At 55.4% G+C, this 21,610-nt stretch carries 13 protein-coding genes and 1 tRNA gene; 2 read left to right on the forward strand and 12 right to left on the reverse strand.

The features are described 5' to 3' along the window. Positions 1-11 precede the first annotated feature (11 nt). From PJL69_RS15305 to PJL69_RS15360, 12 genes are all read right to left on the reverse strand, one after another. Entirely contained in the window at positions 12-1,331 is a 1,320-nt protein-coding gene (locus PJL69_RS15305) for an FAD-dependent oxidoreductase (RefSeq protein ID WP_271310434.1), read from the reverse strand. A 186-nt stretch (positions 1,332-1,517) separates the two neighbouring features. Beyond that, positions 1,518-2,729 (reverse strand): glycosyltransferase, encoded by a 1,212-nt coding sequence (locus tag PJL69_RS15310; RefSeq protein WP_271310435.1) that lies wholly within the window; start codon positions 2,727-2,729, stop codon positions 1,518-1,520. A 4-nt stretch (positions 2,730-2,733) separates the two neighbouring features. Continuing rightward, complete coding sequence (locus PJL69_RS15315; protein WP_271310436.1) at positions 2,734-3,933, reverse strand: polysaccharide pyruvyl transferase family protein; 1,200 nt, start codon at positions 3,931-3,933, stop codon at positions 2,734-2,736. Positions 3,934-4,078: 145 nt separating this feature from the next. Beyond that, entirely contained in the window at positions 4,079-6,316 is a 2,238-nt protein-coding gene (locus PJL69_RS15320; protein ID WP_333781887.1) for a GumC family protein, read from the reverse strand. Between the two features lie 482 nt (positions 6,317-6,798). Beyond that, positions 6,799-9,627 (reverse strand): S8 family serine peptidase, encoded by a 2,829-nt coding sequence (locus tag PJL69_RS15325; protein ID WP_271310437.1) that lies wholly within the window; start codon positions 9,625-9,627, stop codon positions 6,799-6,801. Positions 9,628-10,204: 577 nt separating this feature from the next. Beyond that, complete coding sequence (locus tag PJL69_RS15330) at positions 10,205-11,431, reverse strand: glycosyltransferase family 4 protein (protein WP_271310438.1); 1,227 nt, start codon at positions 11,429-11,431, stop codon at positions 10,205-10,207. A gap of 130 nt (positions 11,432-11,561) precedes the next feature. Further along, entirely contained in the window at positions 11,562-12,995 is a 1,434-nt protein-coding gene (locus PJL69_RS15335) for a mannose-1-phosphate guanylyltransferase/mannose-6-phosphate isomerase (protein ID WP_271310439.1), read from the reverse strand. A 318-nt stretch (positions 12,996-13,313) separates the two neighbouring features. Continuing rightward, positions 13,314-14,045 carry a metallophosphoesterase gene (locus tag PJL69_RS15340; RefSeq protein WP_271310440.1) on the reverse strand — a complete coding sequence of 244 codons (732 nt, stop codon included), beginning with the start codon at positions 14,043-14,045 and terminating at the stop codon, positions 13,314-13,316. A gap of 154 nt (positions 14,046-14,199) precedes the next feature. Then, a complete protein-coding gene (locus tag PJL69_RS15345; RefSeq protein WP_271310441.1) occupies positions 14,200-16,446 on the reverse strand; it encodes a hybrid sensor histidine kinase/response regulator in 2,247 nt (748 codons plus the stop codon). Between the two features lie 509 nt (positions 16,447-16,955). Continuing rightward, a tRNA-Trp gene (locus PJL69_RS15350) sits at positions 16,956-17,031 on the reverse strand. A gap of 163 nt (positions 17,032-17,194) precedes the next feature. Next, positions 17,195-18,370, reverse strand: a complete 1,176-nt coding sequence (tuf, locus tag PJL69_RS15355) for an elongation factor Tu (protein WP_271310292.1) — start codon at positions 18,368-18,370, stop codon at positions 17,195-17,197. A gap of 101 nt (positions 18,371-18,471) precedes the next feature. Continuing rightward, entirely contained in the window at positions 18,472-19,095 is a 624-nt protein-coding gene (locus tag PJL69_RS15360; protein WP_209099660.1) for a hypothetical protein, read from the reverse strand. Between the two features lie 124 nt (positions 19,096-19,219). Here PJL69_RS15360 and PJL69_RS15365 point away from each other — a divergent pair, with 124 nt between their 5' ends. Continuing rightward, positions 19,220-20,623 (forward strand): cytochrome P450, encoded by a 1,404-nt coding sequence (locus tag PJL69_RS15365; RefSeq protein WP_271310442.1) that lies wholly within the window; start codon positions 19,220-19,222, stop codon positions 20,621-20,623. Between the two features lie 467 nt (positions 20,624-21,090). Beyond that, a complete protein-coding gene (locus PJL69_RS15370) occupies positions 21,091-21,594 on the forward strand; it encodes a hypothetical protein (protein ID WP_271310443.1) in 504 nt (167 codons plus the stop codon). Positions 21,595-21,610 lie beyond the last annotated feature (16 nt).

Below are 21,610 nucleotides of genomic sequence, written 5' to 3' on the forward strand. Positions count from 1 at the left end.
ACAGTTCCGCCTCACAAGCCTGAATTTTCAAGCTCCTCGTCGGTGCGCGCAATAACTTTGCTGGAGGTTGGCAGGTATTCAAAACGCCCCTGCCGTCCAACAAGATGCACCCCAGCATCCTGCAAACGGTTGATAACGGTTTGCGCCTGCGCCCCTTTGCCCCGCAACAGCAGCGGATAGGCGCCAGCGGACACATGAGATCCTTCCAGGCGCAGACCGGTCGCAATCCCAAGATCTGAAAGGTGCTCTCTGAACCGGTCGAAAGCATCCTGCGCGTCGGGCACCTCGTCCCTCGGTACGGTCACCTCAACGGTAAAATACTCTCGCGTAACACCCGCGTCCGGGTAGAGGCGCGAATAGATCGTCGCACGTTTCCATCCCCCACCGCTGTGGAAGTTGAACAGGACATCCCCCGCCTCATCAGACAGCGTCTCCGCAGAAACAAACAAAGACAACAGATCAAGACTTTCCAATCCGCTGCGCTCTCCAAAACAGGCTTCATGCAACGCATCGATGGACATCGCCCCCACGACCCCGGTTCCAGAGAAAGGCCCAGCGGAGGTTTCGACAATCGCACCGTCGCCATCCTGAACGATCCGTGTCACCTCTGCCCCCATCACAAACGCCACACCGCGCGCCCGAAGCACGTTTTCAATGCGCTCAAAAAGCGTCCCATAGCCAGATCGCGGGCGATAATAGAGCGGGGCGCGGGGCTTGGCCCGAAACGGACGGCCAAGCAAAGCGCGCCACGCAGATCTGAACACACGGCGAACTTCGGTAGCCTGATGCACAAACTTCATGCGCTCATGATAAAACGCTTCGGCGATCTCTTCAGGTGGCAGTCGATTAAAATGCACCGTGTAGTCACGCAAGCCAGTTTCCCGAAACAGAACAGGCCCAAGCCGCGCAGCGCAAATCCCTTGTAATGAGCCATCCAGACGTTTGAAAAGGCGCGCCCATGCCATGGAAAATCCAGCACGCATCAATTTGCCAATGGGCCACCGCAGAATATCCTTGGGTTCGATCGGGTAATGGCGAAGCGTCCCGTCCGGCAAAATGCGTCGCTGTGTGCGCTTTTTCTGCTGACAAAGGTCACGCAGGCCCGGCGCCAAATTCAGGAGTGACGCCGTATCTTCATAGAAGATGCTCCCCAAATCAAACGTATATGGCCCAATATCTCTGGAGGCGTGCATTCCGCCCAGCTGGTCGCTCGCCTCAATCACCAAGACTTTTCGACCAGCCGATGACAATGCGTTTGCCGCTGCCAAACCCGCAATGCCGCCTCCCAAAATCAGGATTTGATCGCCATCATCCGTTCCTTCAGATTTCATCGCTCATCAAAATCCGTCATACGTTGCGTTCGTTGTCTGGGCATTTTGATCTTAGGCATGCCAGGGGTCGGCCTCACATCATTTGTTGTGCTGAATTTGAGCGAAATCTGAGGCAACGCACGTCGCCAAAAATCGGCAGGTTCTGTTTGCTGTCTGTTTGGATGATGCCCCCGCGAATTCGCCACCTCACGCAGGATCTCTGTCGGCACCCGCCTCGGCAAAACGCCTGCAAGTGCCTTTCTCTTCAAGCGAGGACAGCGCAAATTGCGCAAACTGTGCTTGAAACACAGCCTCGTCAAATTTCAATGCATGCGCGCGAATATCACTGGATGCTTCCAACAGTGGGCTCGCTTCGATCTGCTCTATGGCCGCATTCAAATCAGATACGGTCTGCCCGTCAAAATATACGCCACTGACACCCGGAATAACGGTGTCCAACGCTCCTCCGCTGGCATAGGCCACCACAGGGCGACCAGAGGCCATGACCTCCACCGGCACGATGCCGAAGTCCTCCTCTCCTGGAAACACAAGCGCGCGGCACGAAGCGAACTGTCGCTTCAATTCAGCAAACGGCACACGCCCCATAAACGTCACGTTCGATCCCGCCCGCGCCTCAAGCGATGCACGCATCTCTCCGTCGCCAACCACCACAAGCTTGCGTCCGCTTTGGGTAAACGCATCCACCGCGAGATCTGGCCGTTTATAGGCCACCAGCTCACCGGCCAGCAGGTAATGATCGCCCACTTCCTCAGCAGGTACAGGTGCAAACTCCGCACAGGCAACGGGCGGGAAAATCACATCCGCCTCACGGCGATAAAAGGACTTGATCCTTTGGGACACAAATCCTGAATTTGCTGCAAATCGATCCACCCGCATCGCCGTCGTGACATCCCAAATCCGCAAACGATGTGCCAAACTTGGCATCGCCAATCGTGCCAGACGTCCTGCAGAAGCACGGTAGGCATGATAGTGGTCCCAAATGTAGCGCATCGGAGAGTGACAATAGCACAAATGGGTCGCGTCAGGCCGCGGGATAATGCCTTTGGCCGGGCCACTTTCTGAGGAAATCACCAGATCAAATTCCTGCAAATCCATTTGCTCCAAGGCACGTGGCATAAAGGGCAGATACTTCTGATAATGTTTGCGCGCGCCCGGCAGGCGGGAAACAAACGTCTCGCGAATGTCTTGCGCATTGATCTTGTCGCTAATTTTGTCCCGATCATAAACATGGGTGATTATGACCGCTTGTGGGAACAGATCGAGCAAGGCCTCCACCACTTTTTCCCCGCCCCGCATGTTCACAAGCCAATAGTGAACAATCGCCACTTTCAGGTCTTTGGTCCGCTCTCGAAAGTCCGCCGGAAAAGCCGACATGTCGTTCACCTCTGACGCCAGCATCTCTTCACCTCAATACAGAAAACAGTGTTTCCACATCAGCCCGCGCTTCACCCAGCACCCGCTCATGCGTCTTGCGGTCCACCCCATCCCGAAGCGCACATTCGGCCAAGGTTGCACATTCTTCTGGCGACAGCTGTTCGGGGTTCACCAACCAGTCATCCCGCTCAACTGACTGCATAAAGGACAGAACTTTCTGGTCCCACGCCAATGCAATCGCAGGAATAGCATAGGAATAGGCCGCAATAATCGCGTGCATTCGATACGCAATCATCACGTCGAAATTGGCAATATTGGCGCACAGCCCTTTAGGGTCAGCCTGCGTGACAAATCGAATATCCTCTTCCCCGCCCAGCGCACGCAATGGCGCCTCCACAGTTTCCGCAAAAGCGCGGTCTTCGGGGCTGCCATTGGTAAACACATGCACTTCACATCCACGCTGAATAAGCGCCCGCGCCAAAGCAATGTACCAATTGGCCAAAAAGGTCTCTGTGGTTGTCTCTTCAGAGTGATAGCGGATCGCCAAGGGGCTCATCAGCCCCAGCCCGACAACGGGCCGCTGCCGCGCCAGTCGAGAGGCAGCCGGATACACATCACACGCCATCAAACCGGGATCTCGCGCCAAGCGTGCCTCTTGACCGGAAGCCTCCGCAAATGTCGTGTTCCAAAGATCCACAGAGGCTGCATCGCGTAAAAAAACAGCGCGCAAGTTGGGCAGAGAAAACGCCGCGCGCGCAATGCGCAATCCGGTGTCTGACCAGCCAGAAGACATACCACAGGCATAAATGGCTGCAGGGATATCCTGTGCAGCGGTCTCTTGTAATGCCAACGACAGCTTGGTCGGAAAGTTCAGATCCAGATCTGCCAGCAGGTTACCACCACCGATTACCATGGCATCCGACCCCGTCAGCTCCGTACGGTAATGCGGCCGCCATTTGCGCGCACCCTGCACAAACAAAGGCAGGCGCACAACAGACGCTCGAACCGGGCCAGGCAAAGCGCTGAGAAAGGCCATGATCGCGCCGCGCCCGGCCATTCCATCCCCGTATTGCTTCCGTGCCGCCAGATCGATGGATGTGCTATCTGGCGCGGCCCCGCAAGAAATCAGCGCGTGCTCCAAACACTCCGACAAAAGCCCATCCCCAAGGTTGGGGCTATACTTGACGTTGAAACAGCTTACATGCGGCTTATGAGAAAGTGCGTTCATCTAAAATGATCTTATGTTGTTCCCCGCAATCACAAAATCTGTACTGCAATGCGGCAAATGTTCAATTTTCGTCAGGGATCTTGCGCTCTTTTCAACACAGCAAACACACAGAAATGTAACGCGCTGAAACGTTTCCCTACCGCCCCTATTTGTAATTGTATCCCGAATACGAGCCGTACAGCTCTTGCTCAGAGGCGCGGTCGGCAAAGGTCATCGCGACCTGCACTGATTTCACACCCACCTCATTCAACATGCGCGCCGCTTGAATGGCTGCCTTACGCGGTGTCTTGTACTGGCGCACCAACAACACAACTGTATCGGCCAAGGTTGCAATCTTTATGCTGTCCGCAACAAGCAAAACAGGCGCACTGTCAATCAGCACCAGATCATAGGTTTTTTTCAGATGATCGATGAGCGCCTTCACCTGATGCACTTCGACTTGCTCGCCCAACTGCGGTGACGCCTTTTTCAATGTCAGAAGATCAAACCCCAGCTCGCGACTATGACGAATGGCTTCTTCCGGCTGACAGCGGTTTTGCAACACATCTTCTAGGTCAAACGGCGCATTAAATCGCAAGTCACGCGACAGGCTGGACCGGCGAAAATCAAAATCCAACACAATACAGCGCCTTTGTGCTCTGGCCTCCAGACACGCCAGCGAAATAACCGTGGAAGTCTTGCTCTCATTCGCAACCGAAGAGGTCACCTGCACACAATATCCGGACCCTGGATTCTGATTGAGCACCAACAACATGGCGCGCAACTGGCGCAGCCGCTCCAGATAGGGGCTGAACGGCGCTGAATGCAGCAGCCGAAACAGCGCACGCCGTGAGCGTAGCTTGCCCTGCAGCAACGAAGCCCGCACTGGCAATCCTAGCGCTCGCTCGATTTCATGGGGCGTGGCAAAGCCAATGTGAGAGACAGCCAAAACGAATGTCGCGATCAGACCAATGGCAAAGCCGAGGGCCGCACCAAAGATCGTAAACAGCATAACACGCGGGGATGACGGGGCCCCCGGCACGGTAGCCTTTTCCACGCGGCGGGCATCGGCCCGCTGCAGCAGCTCAGTTGACCGCGTTTCGCTCAGGCGATTCAGCATATTCTCATAGTTTTCACGCAAGGCTTCCGCTTCCCGCTCAAGCTGGCGCATCTCGATATTCGCGCGGGAGATGCCGCTTGATCGTTCTTCGACCTCAACCACGCTGGCTCTGATAGAGGCAACACGCGCCGCCGCCACCGCGGCCTCATTCTCCAAGCTTGCCAGCGTTTTGCGCACTTCTTGGGCCAGTTCTTCACGCAGCTGATCAATTTCAGCACGGATCACTGCCCGCTCTGGATAGTCCTCGGAAAAACGGGTCGCCAGTTCAGCTTCGCGGCGATTTGCCTCCGAAAGGCGCTGACGCAACGACAAAACAAACGACGAGGTTTGCAAGTCCACCGTGGTCAGCAGATCCGCAGCTCTCTCAAATCCGTCTGTCGAAATGACCTTTATGATCCGGTTGTAGCGCGCATCAATTTGAGCAAGGTCAGCCTGTGCAAGGCCCAATTGTGTCGACAGCTCCAGAAGCTGGCGCTCCACCGTTTCAGAAGAAATCCCAAGCTCCGCCAACTGTTCACTTCGGAAATCTGCGATTTTCGCTTCCGCCGCTTCAACACTCTTGCGCGTTTCCTCAATGCGGCCCGTCAAAAACGCGGTTGCACTGCGGATCACATCGTTGCGCATTTCAACTTGGCGAATGATGTACGTATCAACAACTGTCTGTGCGATCAGCGCGGATAATTCAGGATCCGGCGTCTCAACAGAGACCGCGATCAAATAAGACTGCCCCTCACGCCATACGGTCATTGACCTGCGCATCGCCCCGACCAATCGGCGGGTCTGCGCATCTTCGGCTGCGATCTGAACCGTCTCCGTGGCGTCAATGCCAAGAACGGTGCCAATCGTCGATTTGATCTGCCCTTTTAAACGATCCAAAAGTCCCGGAGGTTGCAGCGCAGGATCAATTGGCGCAAGCGCCGCAGGGCCGATCTCCTGCACCACCCGCTCAAGCAGCAGGTTCGACCTGAGCACCGCGGTTTCCGTATCCATGACCGGATTGTTCAAATTGAGATCTGAAACAACGTTATCGGAATTGAGCACCTGCACAGAGCGCGAATCCAACATCAGACTGGCCCGCGCTGTATATAGCGGGACCACCCGGCTCACTGCGGCAAAAAATAGAACCGACACAATAAGAGTGGATGCCACAATCAGCAATTTGCGTCGCCAAATCGCGGAGAAAAGGCGGCGTATTTCTATTCCGTCCGGTTCAAAACCCGATGGTGAAACTTTGTGACCAGAATGCGCTTTGGCGCTAAGGTCATTTTGAGTTTGAAAAGCCAGGGTTCACCTTTAACTTTATATGAGTTTAATTCTTTAAAATGCACTCAACGTATGCACTCCGCCCCCCATCAGAGCAACTTGTTTCTGAGTGAAAGTACAGCACTTTTTCCAGAAGCCTGAAATTGAGGCAAAGACGTCACTTATGTGTCTCGCGCTCTGTAAGTGCCGATAGGGTTTTCTCGTCAAGTTCTGACCCATGGATGAAATCCCAATACGAAAAAAGAACAAACCATCACGACCAAACATACAATAAAACGCACCCTCAATTCTAAAGTCACGCTCATTAACATATTGAAAATAATTGATTAAGTAGGGATTTTGGACTGCCTTCATTCACCCAATCCGAAAACAGGCACAAGCTGACCAATAAAAAATACAGCGCCCAAAGCCATTCGCTCTGGACGCTGCCAAAAGTGTTTGTCGCTCCGCAAATCGCGCATCAGGTCTAATTTGCCAGACCCGATGCGACGGCTTTCAACGCCTTAAGCAATCAACAGGCTGTCATTGCCCTGCTGCGAAATGCTCAACTCGGTCAGACCAATACCCAAGATATCCGCCAACACAGCGATGTCGCCATCCACATGCATTTGCAATTGCGCGCCTCGACCGTGGTCCACCAGGTGGAATGATGCGTCGCTCGAAGCGACCCCCACAACCATCAGCACATCGCCTTCAGAACGGTCAAAGTCGGAAATACGGTCCGTCCCGATACCGTCAGATGCTGAGAAGACAAAGACATCCGCCCCGTCGCCCCCTTGCAATGCATCATCCCCATCTCCACCACGGAGTGTATCGTTGCCAGCGTCGCCGCGCAGCACATCCGCGCCATCGCCACCGACAAGCATGTCATCCCCATCTTGACCCAGCAGAGTGTCCTCGCCGATGCCACCAAGGATCGCGTCATCGCCCGCACCGGCACGTACCTTGTCGGCGCCTTCGCCGCCTGCAAAGTAGTCCGCACCACCTTTGCCGACCAGATAGTCGTCGCCACCTTCACCCGACAAATAGGTGTCACCGGAGCCCGCGCGCAGGGTTTCACCCGACTTAGAGCCCTCCAGAACAATCTCGTAGTGATCTGGGTCGCTGTCGATCGGCAGCCCATCCGTGTCATCTCCGCCACCGTCATTGCCACCATCGCCGCCGCTGCCGGTGTCACCGCCATTGTCAGTGTCGCCGCCGTTGTCGGGCGTATCGCCGCCAGTATCGGTATCACCTCCGGTATCGGTATCTCCACCGTTGCCAGTGTCGCCGCCGGTATCCGGCTCGCCGCCGCCGTCCGATCCATCTGAGTCACCCGGACCCGTCAAATCGCCAGACAAGAAGGCTTTCAATTCGCTCACGGTGTAGGTCACATCGATGAAGCGATAGCTTTCAAAGCCAGACACAAACGAAAGCGTATTCGCCACGAAGCCCAGCATAAAGGAGCCTGCGTTCAGCACAGTCCCAAGCACACTGCCAACCTTTGCATCAACAACCAGCTGGTCGTTTCCTGCACCGCCTTCCAGCGTATCTTCGCCTGCGCCAAGATGGACTGTGTCGTTGCCACGGCCCGCGTCCAGCAGGTTGTCAAGCTGGTTGCCCCACAACGTGTCGGCACCATCGCCTCCATAGGCGTTTTCGATATTGGCTTTGGCAAGCTTCAAATCTTGCCCGGCAATCACGGACTTGCGCGCGCCGCTCAGGTCGATCTGGCTGCCCGAAGTCACAGCAGACGCATTCAGAGAGTCGATCCCACCATCCGTGTCTGACAGCACAGCGCGCTCTTTCAGATCAGATCCATCATACAGAATGCCAAACTCATCGGTGTAGACATATGTGTCGTTGGTCGTTTCCTTGTCACCGTGCACCTCGAGCGTCACGCCGCGCAAACGGCCGACGACCGGGTCACCGTCTTTGTCTGTGGCCGTGGTGTTGTTGTTTTCGATCACCAGCGTCCAAGTCCCTGCGGACAGCTCGCCCATGCTGGCAACAGAGCCAAATTCGAAGTTCTTGACGCTGCCAACCCGCTCAAGCTCAGGAAGGTCATGAACAAGACGCACAGAAGTGCCCTCCGGCGAGATCAGCCAAACATTCAAATCACCCGTCAAAGACCAGGACAGATCCATTGACAGCTGAACATGCTCAGCCTGGATTGCCTTGTTGATGTCAATCTCAACCTCGATACGATCGTTCTGGCCAGCCACCAGCATCTCATCAAGCTTTACGGTTTCACTTACGGTGGAGCGATTGGCCAAAGTCTGTTGCTCGGTCCAGGTTTCCGCAAGGCGCACCGCGTCGTGGGCATTCAACATGCCGTAACCGAAGCTATCAGAGAAATGCATGCCCCCGCCGTTGAAGTTGTCCGCCCCATTCGTGATCCATCCATCCCCATGGGAGGAGTGCTGCGCCAGCCCGTCTTTGCGCGCCGACAGCGCCAGAATCTGTTGAATGTCGCGGTAACCGAGGTCGGAATTCGCCTCCAGCATCAGCGCGATCACAGCTGAAACAGCGGGTGCGGCAAAGGAGGTTCCGTCAACAGAGCTGTAGCTCTGGTTTGGCAACGTGGTGAAAACATCATCCCCCGCGGCAGACAACAGCACGTTGGAGCCGATCGAGGTGAACTTCGCCGCATCCCCATCCCGCGCAATTGCCCCCACTGCAATGGTGTAAGGCGAGTTCTGGAAGTTGTGGTAATTCGAAGTCCCGTCAGTCCCCATATTGCCGGCCGCGAACACCATAGATGTCCCCAGACCGTCGCGCCCTTCAGACGCCGTATGGATCAACGCATCTTCCATGTCATTGCGAGAGAAGTTGTCGCCGAAGTTCGCAGTGAAACTCCAGGAGTTGTTCAACACGTCAAAATTTGCACCAGCCCGGATGCCCGCCAGAGCTTGGTCGATTACGTCGCTGCTGTTGTAGTTCATCGCCAGACCAATCAGGTCTGCCCCATGTGCGATCCCAGCAGAGCCCTCGCCATTATTCGCTTCTGCGGCAATGACACCGGCAACCATCGTGCCATGTCCATTGGTGATATTCACTGACTCTGCGTCGAACTTCCCCGTGTCCGCATCAAAGTCGTAGTCCCGCGTATCATCATAGGCCGCTTTCAGCTCCTCATGAGACGCATCAATTTGAGAATCCAGAACGGCAACAGAAACGCCACTGCCCGTGTAGTCGTCCCAAACAGACTCGACATCAATTCTAAGATCCGAACGATATGACCCCTCCAAATACCAGCTCTTTCGTGATTCTGAATCCCGGTAGTAAGGAGTCTCAGACGCGGCAATAGAGTGATCTTCTGCCGATGCCTGCTCGATAACTTTGTACTTCATATTACTGTCTCTCACAGAGTTTCAGGTGCCATAGCGGCGCTCACTAATTAGAAACTGCTAAAGAAAAGGTAAGGCCAAAAATTGGCGAACTTAGGCGAAAGTAAGAAGACTCCCGACAATTTTCTTAGACAAAATAGAAATAAGAAATTGTCTGATTTAGAATTCGACGGGTCACGCAGCGGAAATAAGAGTGATTATTGCGACCCTCAACACACGCACTCAACTCGACCAACTGTAACAACACACTGAAATTAAAATCATTATCACGCAGGCCTGCCCGTTAAGAAAACAGAAAGCCCCCTTTCAAACCCACAAAAAATATGCACTCGCAAAAATTGCGAAATGCCATAAAAAAACCACAATAGGGTTTTTCACCCCGCTTATTGAAATAGGCGGAATTACGAATAACTTCAGCGAATAATTGCCCAACAAATTAACAAAAAGAAAACCGCTCAAATTGACGCAGGGTTCGCCTTTGGCAAAATCTCTGCTTCGCAAGTCGATTTCGAATCTCTGGTTAACGTATCGCGCTGAAAAAGGCGGTAGTGGCACCCGGCTGTCAGCACCAAATGGGCGTTCAGCCCCGCTTTGTGACGCGATCGTAATGCGCCAGCTGCGTGTCCATCCAACTGTCTGGCGACGTGCAAAGTGCGCCGTCCCCAGACGCGCCTGCCCTACTCATTTCGATGATCTCGTCTCGCGGCATCTCTGCGACCGACCTCAGGGTCGCAGCCAATCCGGAGTGGTCCAGCGGATTGCATGTAAAACCCAACCCTTTTTGCGCCATCTCTGGCCCCAAAAGGGCGCTCTCAGACAGAACAACAGGCAAGCCAGACAGCGATGCCTCTGCAGCGACCAGCCCAAAGGGTTCAGGATACCGTGATGGCATGACCAGCGCACGTGCCCCCATCAGGGCGCGCCCGATCTCCGACCGCTCCTGCCATCCGTAAAATGTCACCTCCGGGTGGGCTTTGCGCAGACTGTCCTCCAGCGGCCCTGTGCCCACAACGCTCAGGGGAACCTGTGCCAATTGAGCCGCGGCAATGAGATCCCCAATGCCCTTTTCCGCTTCGACACGGCCAATAAAGAAGAAGCGGTCGTTTTCTTCAACAGGCACCCGCTCAGCGGTCAGCGCCTGCGCGGGGTTGCGCACCGTATGCAGGGCCTCCGCGTCGTAGCCCGCCATCTCAAAAAAGCGGCGCATCGCAGGATGGATCATCAAAATACCCCCCCATGCCGACGTGCGCGGCATGGCACGATGCAGCGCCAGCTGGCGCGCCACGCGCCAGGCTTTCTGTGCACCGTTGCGTTTGTCACACTGCGTGCTCAGGCAACCCATGGACAAAGGGCGGCGCTCACAAGCCTGCTCCCTTTGATAGTCCATAAACCCACCATTGGGGCACGCCAGAAAAAAGTCGTGCCCATGTATGAACACCCGCTCCGCCACGGTTTGCAACGCAGAGAAAATAGACGGCGTCAGCGCTTTCGAAAAACTGTGCACATGATACACCGTGTCAGGCGTGTCTTCCTCGGCAATCAAATGCGCCACGAAATCGCGCGCGGCCCCGCTGTAAAGTCCCTGCGTTGCCGCAGCGACCTTGCCACGCTTCATCAAGGCCATGCCCCCCACGTGGCGCACATCTATGTCATGGTCGGGGAAAAGGGCATGCTCAGGCGAGCGATCTCCTGCCACATACAGCACCTGAACACCGCGCTCACACAGCAGGCGCGCCTGCTTCATCGCAAGGCCTGTCGCTCCGCCCCGCGCAACACTTGCATCGTTCAAAACGACAACTCGTCTCATCAGCGCATCACCCAATACTAAACACTTGGCAAGCCGAACCCAAAGCCCTCGAAGATCCCACACAAAGATTGCGTGCCTTTCATCTAAAAGGAAAAGCGGTCCGGCCAGCTATAGAAGGCACGCGATGCCCCTAACTGCGCGCGTAAATATCCTCATAGCGCACAATGTCATCCTCTCCGACATAAGCCCCCGTTTGCACCTCAATCAGGACCATGGGCACTTTGCCAGGGTTTTCCATCCGGTGCACAGCCCCGAGCGGAATATAAACACTCTGGTTTTCGGTCACGAGTTTGACATCCTCATCAACCGTCACACGTGCGGTGCCTTCCACCACAATCCAATGTTCAGAACGGTGGAAATGGCTCTGCAACGACAACGATGCGCCGGGATGCACAAGAATGCGCTTCACCTGAAACCGGTCCCCTACAACCAAACTCTCAAACCATCCCCAAGGCCGGTGGTCCTTCGGGAAATGGGTCGCCTGACTCGATCCTTTGGCCTTGAGGGCAGAGACGGCTTTCTTCACGTCCTGAGCGCGGGACTTGTCAGCCACCAAAACGGCATCATTCATCGCCACAGCCATGATATTGTCCAGGCCAATCCCAACAACTTCCAGCCGCTCACTGTCAGAGCGCAACAAAGTGTCAGAACAGTCAATCGCCGTCGCAGCACCACTCACCACAACCCCGTTATCATCCGGACCGGCTTCACGCCAAACGGCATCCCAACCGCCCAAATCCGACCAGGCACTGTCAAAAGGCACCACAGACAGATTGTCGGCTTTCTCCATAACCGCAAAGTCGATGGAAATGTCGTCGGCTTCGCCCCAAGGGTCCGCCGCCAGGCGTAAAAACCCAAGATCGGGTTCAGCTGTCGAGAAAGCGGTGCTCACAGGGGCCACCAATTCCGGGGCATGTGTCTTGAAGGCAGCAATGATATCTTTGGCCGCAAAAAGGAAAATCCCTGCGTTCCACTTGAATGTGCCCGCCGCCAGCATCTCTGCAGCGCGCTCCGCATCTGGTTTTTCCACAAATTGCTTCAGCGCAATCGGAGCACCATCTTCGGCAGCTGCGCCGGCGAGCTCCAGATAGCCATAGGCAGTCTCCGGGTGGGTCGGCGTGATGCCAAACGTTACAAGCTGGCCCTCCTGCACAGCCGCAAGTCCGCGCACAACCGCCTCATGAAAGGCTGCAACATCCGGGATCAGGTGATCAGAGGGCGCCACCAGAAGCACAGCTTCCGGGTTGTCATCATGTGCCTTCAGTGCCGCTGCGAGCACCGCTGGCGCTGTGTTGCGCGCTGCAGGTTCAATCAGAATTGCCCCCGGATCGATGCCAACCGCCTGCAATTGCTCTGGCACAATGAAACGAAAATCAGAGTTGGTCACCACAATAGGTGCCGCAAAACTCAATGCATCGTCCGCGCCCGACAAGCGCTTGGCAGATGCCTGAAACAGCGTTTCCTCCCCCACGAGAGGCACAAATTGTTTGGGATAGCTTTTGCGCGACAATGGCCAAAGTCGGGTTCCAGAGCCACCGCATAAAAGGACTGGTGTAATAAGCATCTAAGAAATCCTTGGAACGACAACGAATTTCCTGTTACCGTCTCGCGAAACAGTAAGCAAGTTTTCCAAACTGCATGTCACCAAAACTTCGCAGCTGCGGCGTAAGTGCCAGCATTTTGCGCTTGCCGCGCCAACACGCTGATCAACTTTTACAAAGTCAGCAGTGTGCCCCATATATCCATACTTTAATCGGCTCACGCATACCTCTCACACAATAATGGGGCCGGGATAGCCCACCGTTCTAACAAAACCAGCCTGCCCAGTAATTGTGTCCTTTCAAAGGCCACCTCATCCCACATCCGCCTCATGCCGAAAGCGTCACAGCTGCGCCGTGATAAACCGAGGCGGACCGCCATCCAGACAAACAGCCGACAACACGCCAGACGCATAGGCCCCCGTATCGACCGCAATCCGGCCGCGTTCCGCGCGCGCCTGCTTTACGATCGTATGGCCATGTACAACCCAAATGCCGTCTTTGCGCGGAGACCGCAAAAAGTCAGGGTGCCCCCATCGCAACGCGTCTTTGGATTGCACGTTTGGCGCCTTATGAGGATTGGCTCCTGCATGAGACACAAGAACATTGCCTGTTAGGGCCGCACTCTCCAAGTCTGCCAGCCACGCCACCATAGGCGCCCCCATTTCCGTCATCAGAGCATCACGGCACGCATTCAGCTCTTCTTTGCTCATGTGCAAATTGGCCGATCCAAGACCAAAGGACACCAAAGTCTCCAATCCACCATTGTGGATCCAGCGCCCACCTTCCTCAGCGCCCTTTAACAAAAATCGCAACAGCATTTCTTCATGGTTGCCCATCAGACACATCACATCCGTGCGCACGCTCAGTGCACGCAACACCCCGGCGCTCTGCTCACCCCGGTCGATGTAGTCTCCAGCCAATATCACCTGATGATCCTGCGGAATCTTTTGCAACAGCTGCTCAAGAAGGGACAAACACCCATGAACATCCCCAACCACACAAATTGGCGCGTCAGGCTTTGGCATCGGGAAAGCGCTGTCGCGCGCAAACAACTGCCCCAACTTCTGAAACAAACAGGCCCCCAGTCAGCCTTGTATCAATGGCGGGCCCTGGGCCACACGATCACGAACAGGCATTTCGATCTTCTTCAGTATTGAGTTTCACGCTAGCGGCACACGCGCTCGGAAACAAGCAACGCCAATCTTGCGCGCGATCGCTGCCACAGCACTAAGCGGCGCCGGTGATGAACCCATTTTGCTGATGGTTCGAAATCCAGTTCAGCAAAGTCGCCTTGCGCAGGGGTTTGGTCAGAAAGTCATCCATGCCCGCATCCAAACAAGCCTGCATCTCCCCATCAAACGCATGCGCCGTCAGCGCCACAATGGTTGGCTGCGCGATCGCCATCTTTCTAATAGCACGCGTCGCATCCACACCGTTCATGCGTGGCATCGACATATCCATAAAAATCAAGTCGGGCGCAAACCCCTCAACAGCTTCCACAGCTTCCAAACCGTCGTGCGCAAACGCGAGTTCAATAGGCTGATCTTTCAGGAATTTCTTAAGCAGGTAGCGGTTGGTTTGGTTGTCCTCAGCCACCAAAACACGCAACCCCGGCGCGATGGCTTCAGGCGCATCCGCACTGGCCGTCGCCAGCTTGGCCAATTCAGAGGCTTCAGCATCCGCATAAGGTATCTCTATACGGAAGGTCGCGCCCTGCCCCGGATCTGACTGTACCGAGATACAGCCGCCCATCACATCCAGAATATGTCGCGTGATCGAGAGGCCAAGACCGGTACCACCAAACTTGCGCGTCGTCGCCGCCTCCGCTTGGGTGAAATGGTCAAAAATCTGGTCCTGCTGTTCCTTTGGAATGCCAATCCCCGTGTCGCGGATAACCCACACCAACCGCTGACCATCTTCTGTGTCTTCATGACAAAGAGTGACATCGACACCGCCGACATCCGTGAACTTAATCGCATTCCCCAAAATGTTGGTCAGAATTTGCCGGATCCGACCGTCATCCGCCTTGACATAGTCCGGCGTTGCCTCGCTCACATCCAAGGTGATCGACAGCCCCTTGTCGTCTGCTGACGGGCTCAACAGGTCCAGCGTTTCTTTGATGCAGGCATGCGGGGAAAATGTCACCGGATGCAATTCCATGCGGCCTGCGTCAAGCTTGGACAGGTCCAGGATATCATTGATGATTGCCATCAAAGACATGGAAGACCCGCGAATGGTTTCGGTGTAGCGTTGTTGTTCCGGGTCAAGCTCGGTTTCCGCCAACAAATCTGCCATACCAACAACCCCCGTAAGAGGGGTGCGAATTTCATGGCTCATGTTGGCTAGAAATTCTGCTTTGGCCCGCGCGCCCTGTTCCGCTGCCTCGCGCGCCTGAAGCATATCTTCTGCGAGTTTGCGGGCGTCCGTCACATCCCGTTCGATGGAAATAAAAAACTCCACCTCACCTGTGTCATCGTGAATTGGGAACAGGTTCACATCCACCCAAATTGGCCGTCCATCTTTGCGGATATTTTCAAAATCGCCCCGAAACCCCTCACCGCGCGCAACCGCTGCTTCAATCGGGTGCTCCTTTGGTTGATCCGGGTCGTCCCGCGCCAAAAGTTCACCGATATGTTGCCCGATCGCTTCGGCAAACGAATACCCCGTCACCCGGACAAACGCATGATTGACCCAAAGAATGCGACGCTGCTTGTCTGTGAAAATCACACTGTCGTTGGCGTTTCGCGCGACCAGCGACAACCGCCGAAGCTCCGTCTGTTGGGTTTCAAGTCGCGCCGCAACCGCTTGCGTTTCGGACCGCTGCGCTTCCAGATCCTCACGTATGCGAAAATTGTCCAAACCTGACATGGTAAAGGCAACAAACACATACCCAATGCACAGTGCCAAAATCAAACCGGCTGCATCGCCGACCAAGAAGGGCGCGATCTCTCCGGTTTGATGCGCTTGTATCGCAATAAAGACAAAAGGCGCACAGCCATAGATAAACAAGCGCGGTATTGCCACCGATGGTTTTTTGGGCAGCGCGATCGCCGCATTCACGGCGCCAATACCAAGCGCGCCAAATACAAACAGAACATCGGCGTCCTGGCCTATCCCAAAGAAATAAAGCGCCACCCCCCCGACAAGCGTCAGCGCCTGCATCGAGCCCGTAACGCCAGCAAGCCGCTGCGCTTTTTTCAAACGTCCCGACTTTGCCCAACGGCATGCGAAACGATGCAAGACAAAGCAATCAATCAAGTCCCCTGTCACCACAAGCGTAAAACCGATCGCGGCCAAGGTGGGCGTGACAGCAAAAGCCGAGACAATACAGCCAAATGTGTACAGAAACAGGCGCGTGCGCAATTGTGTCACGCGATCACTCACATACTCACACAGCAATCGACAGCGGCGCGCATGCGCGATCTTGCGATCACTCAGCCGTTCTACTGGTGCGTTGGCCTGGAAGACTCTCATAATGCTGACAAAACCGCGTTTCTCTCAACCCCCAGTTTAACGGCTGGAAAGGTTAACATTACCTAATCCACGCAAGTTGAGACTTTGAAAGTTTTAGGTCATTTTTCAGCATTTTTCGGTGTAGAGCCCTGAAACCTCTGATCCAGGTACGTGCCGGACCTTTTCAATTTTAGCGATAATAGAGGGAAAAATCTCTCCTGATCAAGGCTCACATCGCCCCTTTCACAGGAGTTCTCAGGCAGTGACAAATGCGCGGAACGTCTCAGCTTGGATCCCGCGCCCGATTTGCGTCACCGCACCTCATGAGCAGCGACAATGACCAGTCGGCACAAACCACAAAGCAGTGATGACAAGAAACAGCTTCGCTCCGCAACAGCGTCATGAAACGCGTTCAGGCGATGGGCAAGGGCTTCTGTGTATCACATGGGTCTGCAACAAACTGCGATACCATATTGCCAAAAGACACCGACAAAGACGGCGACCACGGGTGCATCAATATTTCTGTGAAATGGCAGGGGCACCAGGGCTCGAACCCGGGACCTACGGTTTTGGAGACCGTCGCTCTACCAACTGAGCTATACCCCTAACGTGAGCAGTTTCGTAGTGCAGTGCTGCAGGAAGGGCAAGAGGGAAAACGCGCAAAATGCGCTGTCGGAGCGTGTTTCTTTGTTTGGGCTGTCTTGGGTCGCAAGCATAGAAAAAGGCCGCCCCGGGGGACGGCCTTTCCATCAAAAATCAGACGCTCTGATTATTCGACGATTTTGGACACAACACCGGAACCAACGGTGCGGCCGCCTTCACGGATCGCGAAGCGCAGGCCGGCTTCCATTGCGATCGGTGCGATCAGCTCAACGTTGAACTTCAGGTTGTCGCCAGGCATCACCATCTCGGTGCCAGCTGGCAGTTCAACAGTGCCGGTCACGTCAGTTGTACGGAAGTAGAACTGTGGACGGTAGTTCGCGAAGAACGGGGTGTGACGGCCACCTTCGTCTTTGGTCAGGATGTAGGCTTCTGCTTCGAACTTGGTGTGTGGGTTCACGGAACCTGGCTTACACAGAACCTGACCACGCTCAACCGCTTCACGGTCAACACCACGCAGCAGCGCGCCAATGTTGTCGCCCGCTTCACCGGAGTCCAGCAGCTTGCGGAACATCTCAACACCGGTACAGGTGGTTTTCTGAGTGTCTTTGATGCCAACGATTTCGATTTCGTCGCCAACGTTGATCACGCCACGCTCAACACGGCCGGTCACAACAGTACCACGGCCAGAGATCGAGAACACGTCTTCGATTGGCATCAGGAACGGCTCGTCAACCGCACGTGGTGGCTGAGGGATGTACTCGTCAACAGCCGCCATCAGCTCTGCGATTTTCTCGGAACCGATGTTGGCGTCGCGGTCTTCCAGAGCCGCCAGAGCGGAGCCTGCGATCACAGGGATGTCGTCGCCTGGGAATTCATACTCAGACAGCAGCTCGCGGATTTCCATTTCCACCAGCTCGAGCAGCTCTTCGTCGTCAACCTGGTCCACTTTGTTCATGAAAACAACCATGGCAGGGATGCCAACCTGGCGGCCCAGCAGGATGTGCTCACGAGTCTGTGGCATTGGGCCGTCTGCTGCGTTCACAACCAGGATCGCGCCGTCCATCTGCGCCGCACCGGTGATCATGTTTTTCACGTAGTCAGCGTGGCCTGGGCAGTCAACGTGTGCGTAGTGACGTGCTTCGGTTTCATATTCCACGTGGGCTGTGGAGATGGTGATGCCACGGGCTTTTTCTTCTGGCGCGCCGTCGATTTCGTCGTACGCTTTGAAGTCACCAAACTGTTTGGTGATCGCGGCGGTCAGCGTGGTTTTGCCGTGGTCAACGTGACCAATGGTGCCGATGTTGCAGTGCGGTTTACTGCGCTCAAACTTTTCCTTAGCCATCTCGGGCGCCTTCTACTTTGTGGGGGGCCGGACTTGGCCCAATTTCCTCTACCGCGCGCGACATATTGGGTTACGCACCAAAAATCAAGCCGCTTTGCTCTTTATCGGCGCAGCTCGCGTTCCAGCTCTGCGCGTTTGCGCTCATCCTGCTCTGTGGGCCAGCATTCTGCGAGCACCTCAGGGGGCACATTGTCCACCAGACAGGCGCGATTCTCATGCAGCCACTGCTCAATCTCGCGTGCCGCATTGAACGTCAGATTGGCCATCTGCTCCTCTGCGCTCATGGTAAAGCCGCTGGAAGTCACAACCGTGCCACTGCCAAAGCTTTCCAGCACAATAATCTCGCGAGGCTCCGCATTGAATTTACCGCCCGCCCGGTCATCCCAGGCCGTAACCGTCAGGATCAGTGCGGATTTCGTGGACAACAGCAGCGGCACGCCCCGTTGCGCCAGCATATAGCCTGACAGGTTAATGCCAAAATGCACCAATCGCTCGCCTTCATAGCGGCCAAAGCGTTTGTCCACGGCGTCTTTCATCGACGCGATCCACTGCTCTTTTGGCAATTCACGCGACAGCGGGCCTTTTTGCAGATCCGGCGCAACGACAATGTTGTGCCCCATGGTGAAATCACCAAGATCGAGTTTCTCGCTGGTCACCTCTGTGCTCTTGGCACCACAAGACACCAGCACGGCCAACGCCGCCAAACACACCCCAATCCTGCCCATGTAAGCTGTTCCCACTGCTCTTCATTCTGATTGGGTGATGACATAGCCCATGCCCAGCGCCCGCGCAATCTTGGCCTTTCTTTGCACTGATCCTGCGCCTACACTTCTGCGTATAAGGATCAAGATGCCTGATGATATCCCCCCTTCTGTGCGGGCCGAGCCCGCCTCCGCGCCTGCCCTGCCCGTACGGGCCGCCTTGGTGACAGAGCCCCTCGGCCTGTGGCGCTCCCTGAAAGCTGCGCGCAGCAACCTGCTCTCCATCATCCCAGACATCGCCACGCGCCAGCCCATGCTGACGGGCCGCACCGGTCTGCGCTGGCATATGGTGATGGATCCCGGCGCCATCCGGCAGATGCTTTTGGAAAAGGTCGACGACTACCCAAAATCCAAAGCCACCAAAAACATCCTGCGCCCCGCGATTGGCGACAGCCTGTTTATTGCCGAGGGCGCCCATTGGCGCTGGCAACGCCGCGCCGCGGCCCCCGTGTTCACCCATCGCAACATCGCCAATCTCGCTCCGATCATGACTGGCGCAGCCGATCGTGCAGGGGATCGCATCCAATCCGCCTCTGGCCGCGCCGTCGATCTGATGGATGAGATGGTCAAAACCACCTTTGACGTGATTTCAGAAGTCACCTTCTCCGGCGATGGCAGTTTTGACAGCGGCGCGGTGCACAATGCGATAGACGCCTATATCGCCGAAGCTGGCAAAATCTCTCTGCTCGACATGTTGGGGGTGCCAGATTGGGTGCCCCGCCCCAGCCGCCTGCGCACCGGCCATGCCATGAAAGACATGAAACAAGTCGCGGATGACGCCATTGAGGCGCGCCGCATCCGAGGCGCCAAAGACACGCCCGACCTGCTGGATCTGCTTCTGGCGGGCGAAGATCCAGAAACCCGCAAACGTATGAACACGGCCGAGCTGCGCGACAACCTGCTGACCTTCATCGTCGCGGGCCATGAAACCACCGCCCTGACGCTGGCTTGGGCCCTCTATCTCTGCGCCTTTGATAGGGAGGTGCAGACCAAAGCTCGCGCAGAGATCGCAAAAATCTGCGGAGATACCCCGATCACCGGCGATCATGTGCCGCAACTCACCTATATCCGACAGATCGTCGATGAAACGCTGCGCCTCTATCCACCTGCCGGGATCATTTCCCGCACGGCGCAGCGCCACGACACGCTCTGCGCCCGCGAGATCCGCCCCGGCGACACCGTCATGATCCCGATCTACGCCCTTGGTCGTCACCACCAACTGTGGGACAACCCGGACGCCTTTGATCCAGATCGCTTTGCCGAGCGCAAAGCCATTGATCGCTATGCCTACCTGCCCTTTGGCGATGGGCCGCGCATTTGCATCGGGGCCAGCTTTGCCATTCAGGAAGCCGTGATCATCCTAGCAACCCTGCTGCGCCGGTTTCACTTCGCCCCCATCCCGGGTCGCACCCCCAAACCCGTGATGATCCTGACCCTGCGCCCAGAAGGCGGCGTCTGGCTGCAGGCCAAAGAGATCTCACAGATGCCTTAAACCACAGCCCACAAAGCAGGAAACGCCAACCATTCCATGATCGGCGCTTCACATGTTTTTCTTTTTCAGACAGATCAGAAGCCGTGCTTCTCTTTCAACGCCGCACGCAGGCCAAGGGTAACTCCAAGGAAACTAATCCGGATTTGGCGAGACACCGAAACGATCATCGGAGTTGCCAGAAAGCTCGGTATCGCAAGAAACATACTTCTGGAAGCGGGCCTAATTCAGGCGGAAATTCCACGCTATAGGGGGCCACTACTTCCCGTAGGACTTATCATGGGAAAGTCGATTGCTACTTGATTTTCGAATTGACCGCTGAAGCACCCTAAAAGTTTGCTTTTCGTCACGAAGCTTGTAGGTACCGCAAATCGCTGAAAAAACTTGGAGCTCCGCTTTCCCACAAACAGTAACGCCAGAAGATCTTGCAGAAATTGTAAATCTAGATTTGCACGGCAGTTCAACAATTCATGGTGCAAAAAGACTTTGTGAGCTTGGGTTGGCCATGCCAGCCAATTTTTAAAATCACCAGTCAAACTGGCCAAACACTGCAATTTCAGACGATCGATATGGATCTGCAAGGCTATATCGTTTCCAAGAGGGTGCAAGACAGTCTGGTCGCCGAACATCCCTTTGTTACGGAAGCCAGAGCCAATGTGCACAAGGATCAGTTTGTCAGCCGTGCTACGGTCGTCTTCGAAACAAATTTCTTGCAATCAAAACCCGCTGAAAAACCTAGGGTTTTCATTGGCGCTCAGCCAAGAGCTGGAGCCTCTAAGCTCATGCACCTTGATAAGTTGGCGAGTCTGTTGCGGCGCAGAAGGGAAAATCTACCTGAGTGTCTCCAACCGGCAGAGGCTGTGTGGAAACTCTTTTGGTTTCGTGGTTTTTGCGGTTTTCTGCGGGGTTCTTTAGGGAATTCGGTTTCTAGACCATTTTGGGGCCCATTGCGCCGGAGGGAGGGTGGAAACTGAGTTCTCAAAACATTTC

The sequence above is a fragment of the Shimia sp. MMG029 genome, from assembly GCF_027947445.1.
Lineage (GTDB): Bacteria > Pseudomonadota > Alphaproteobacteria > Rhodobacterales > Rhodobacteraceae > Shimia.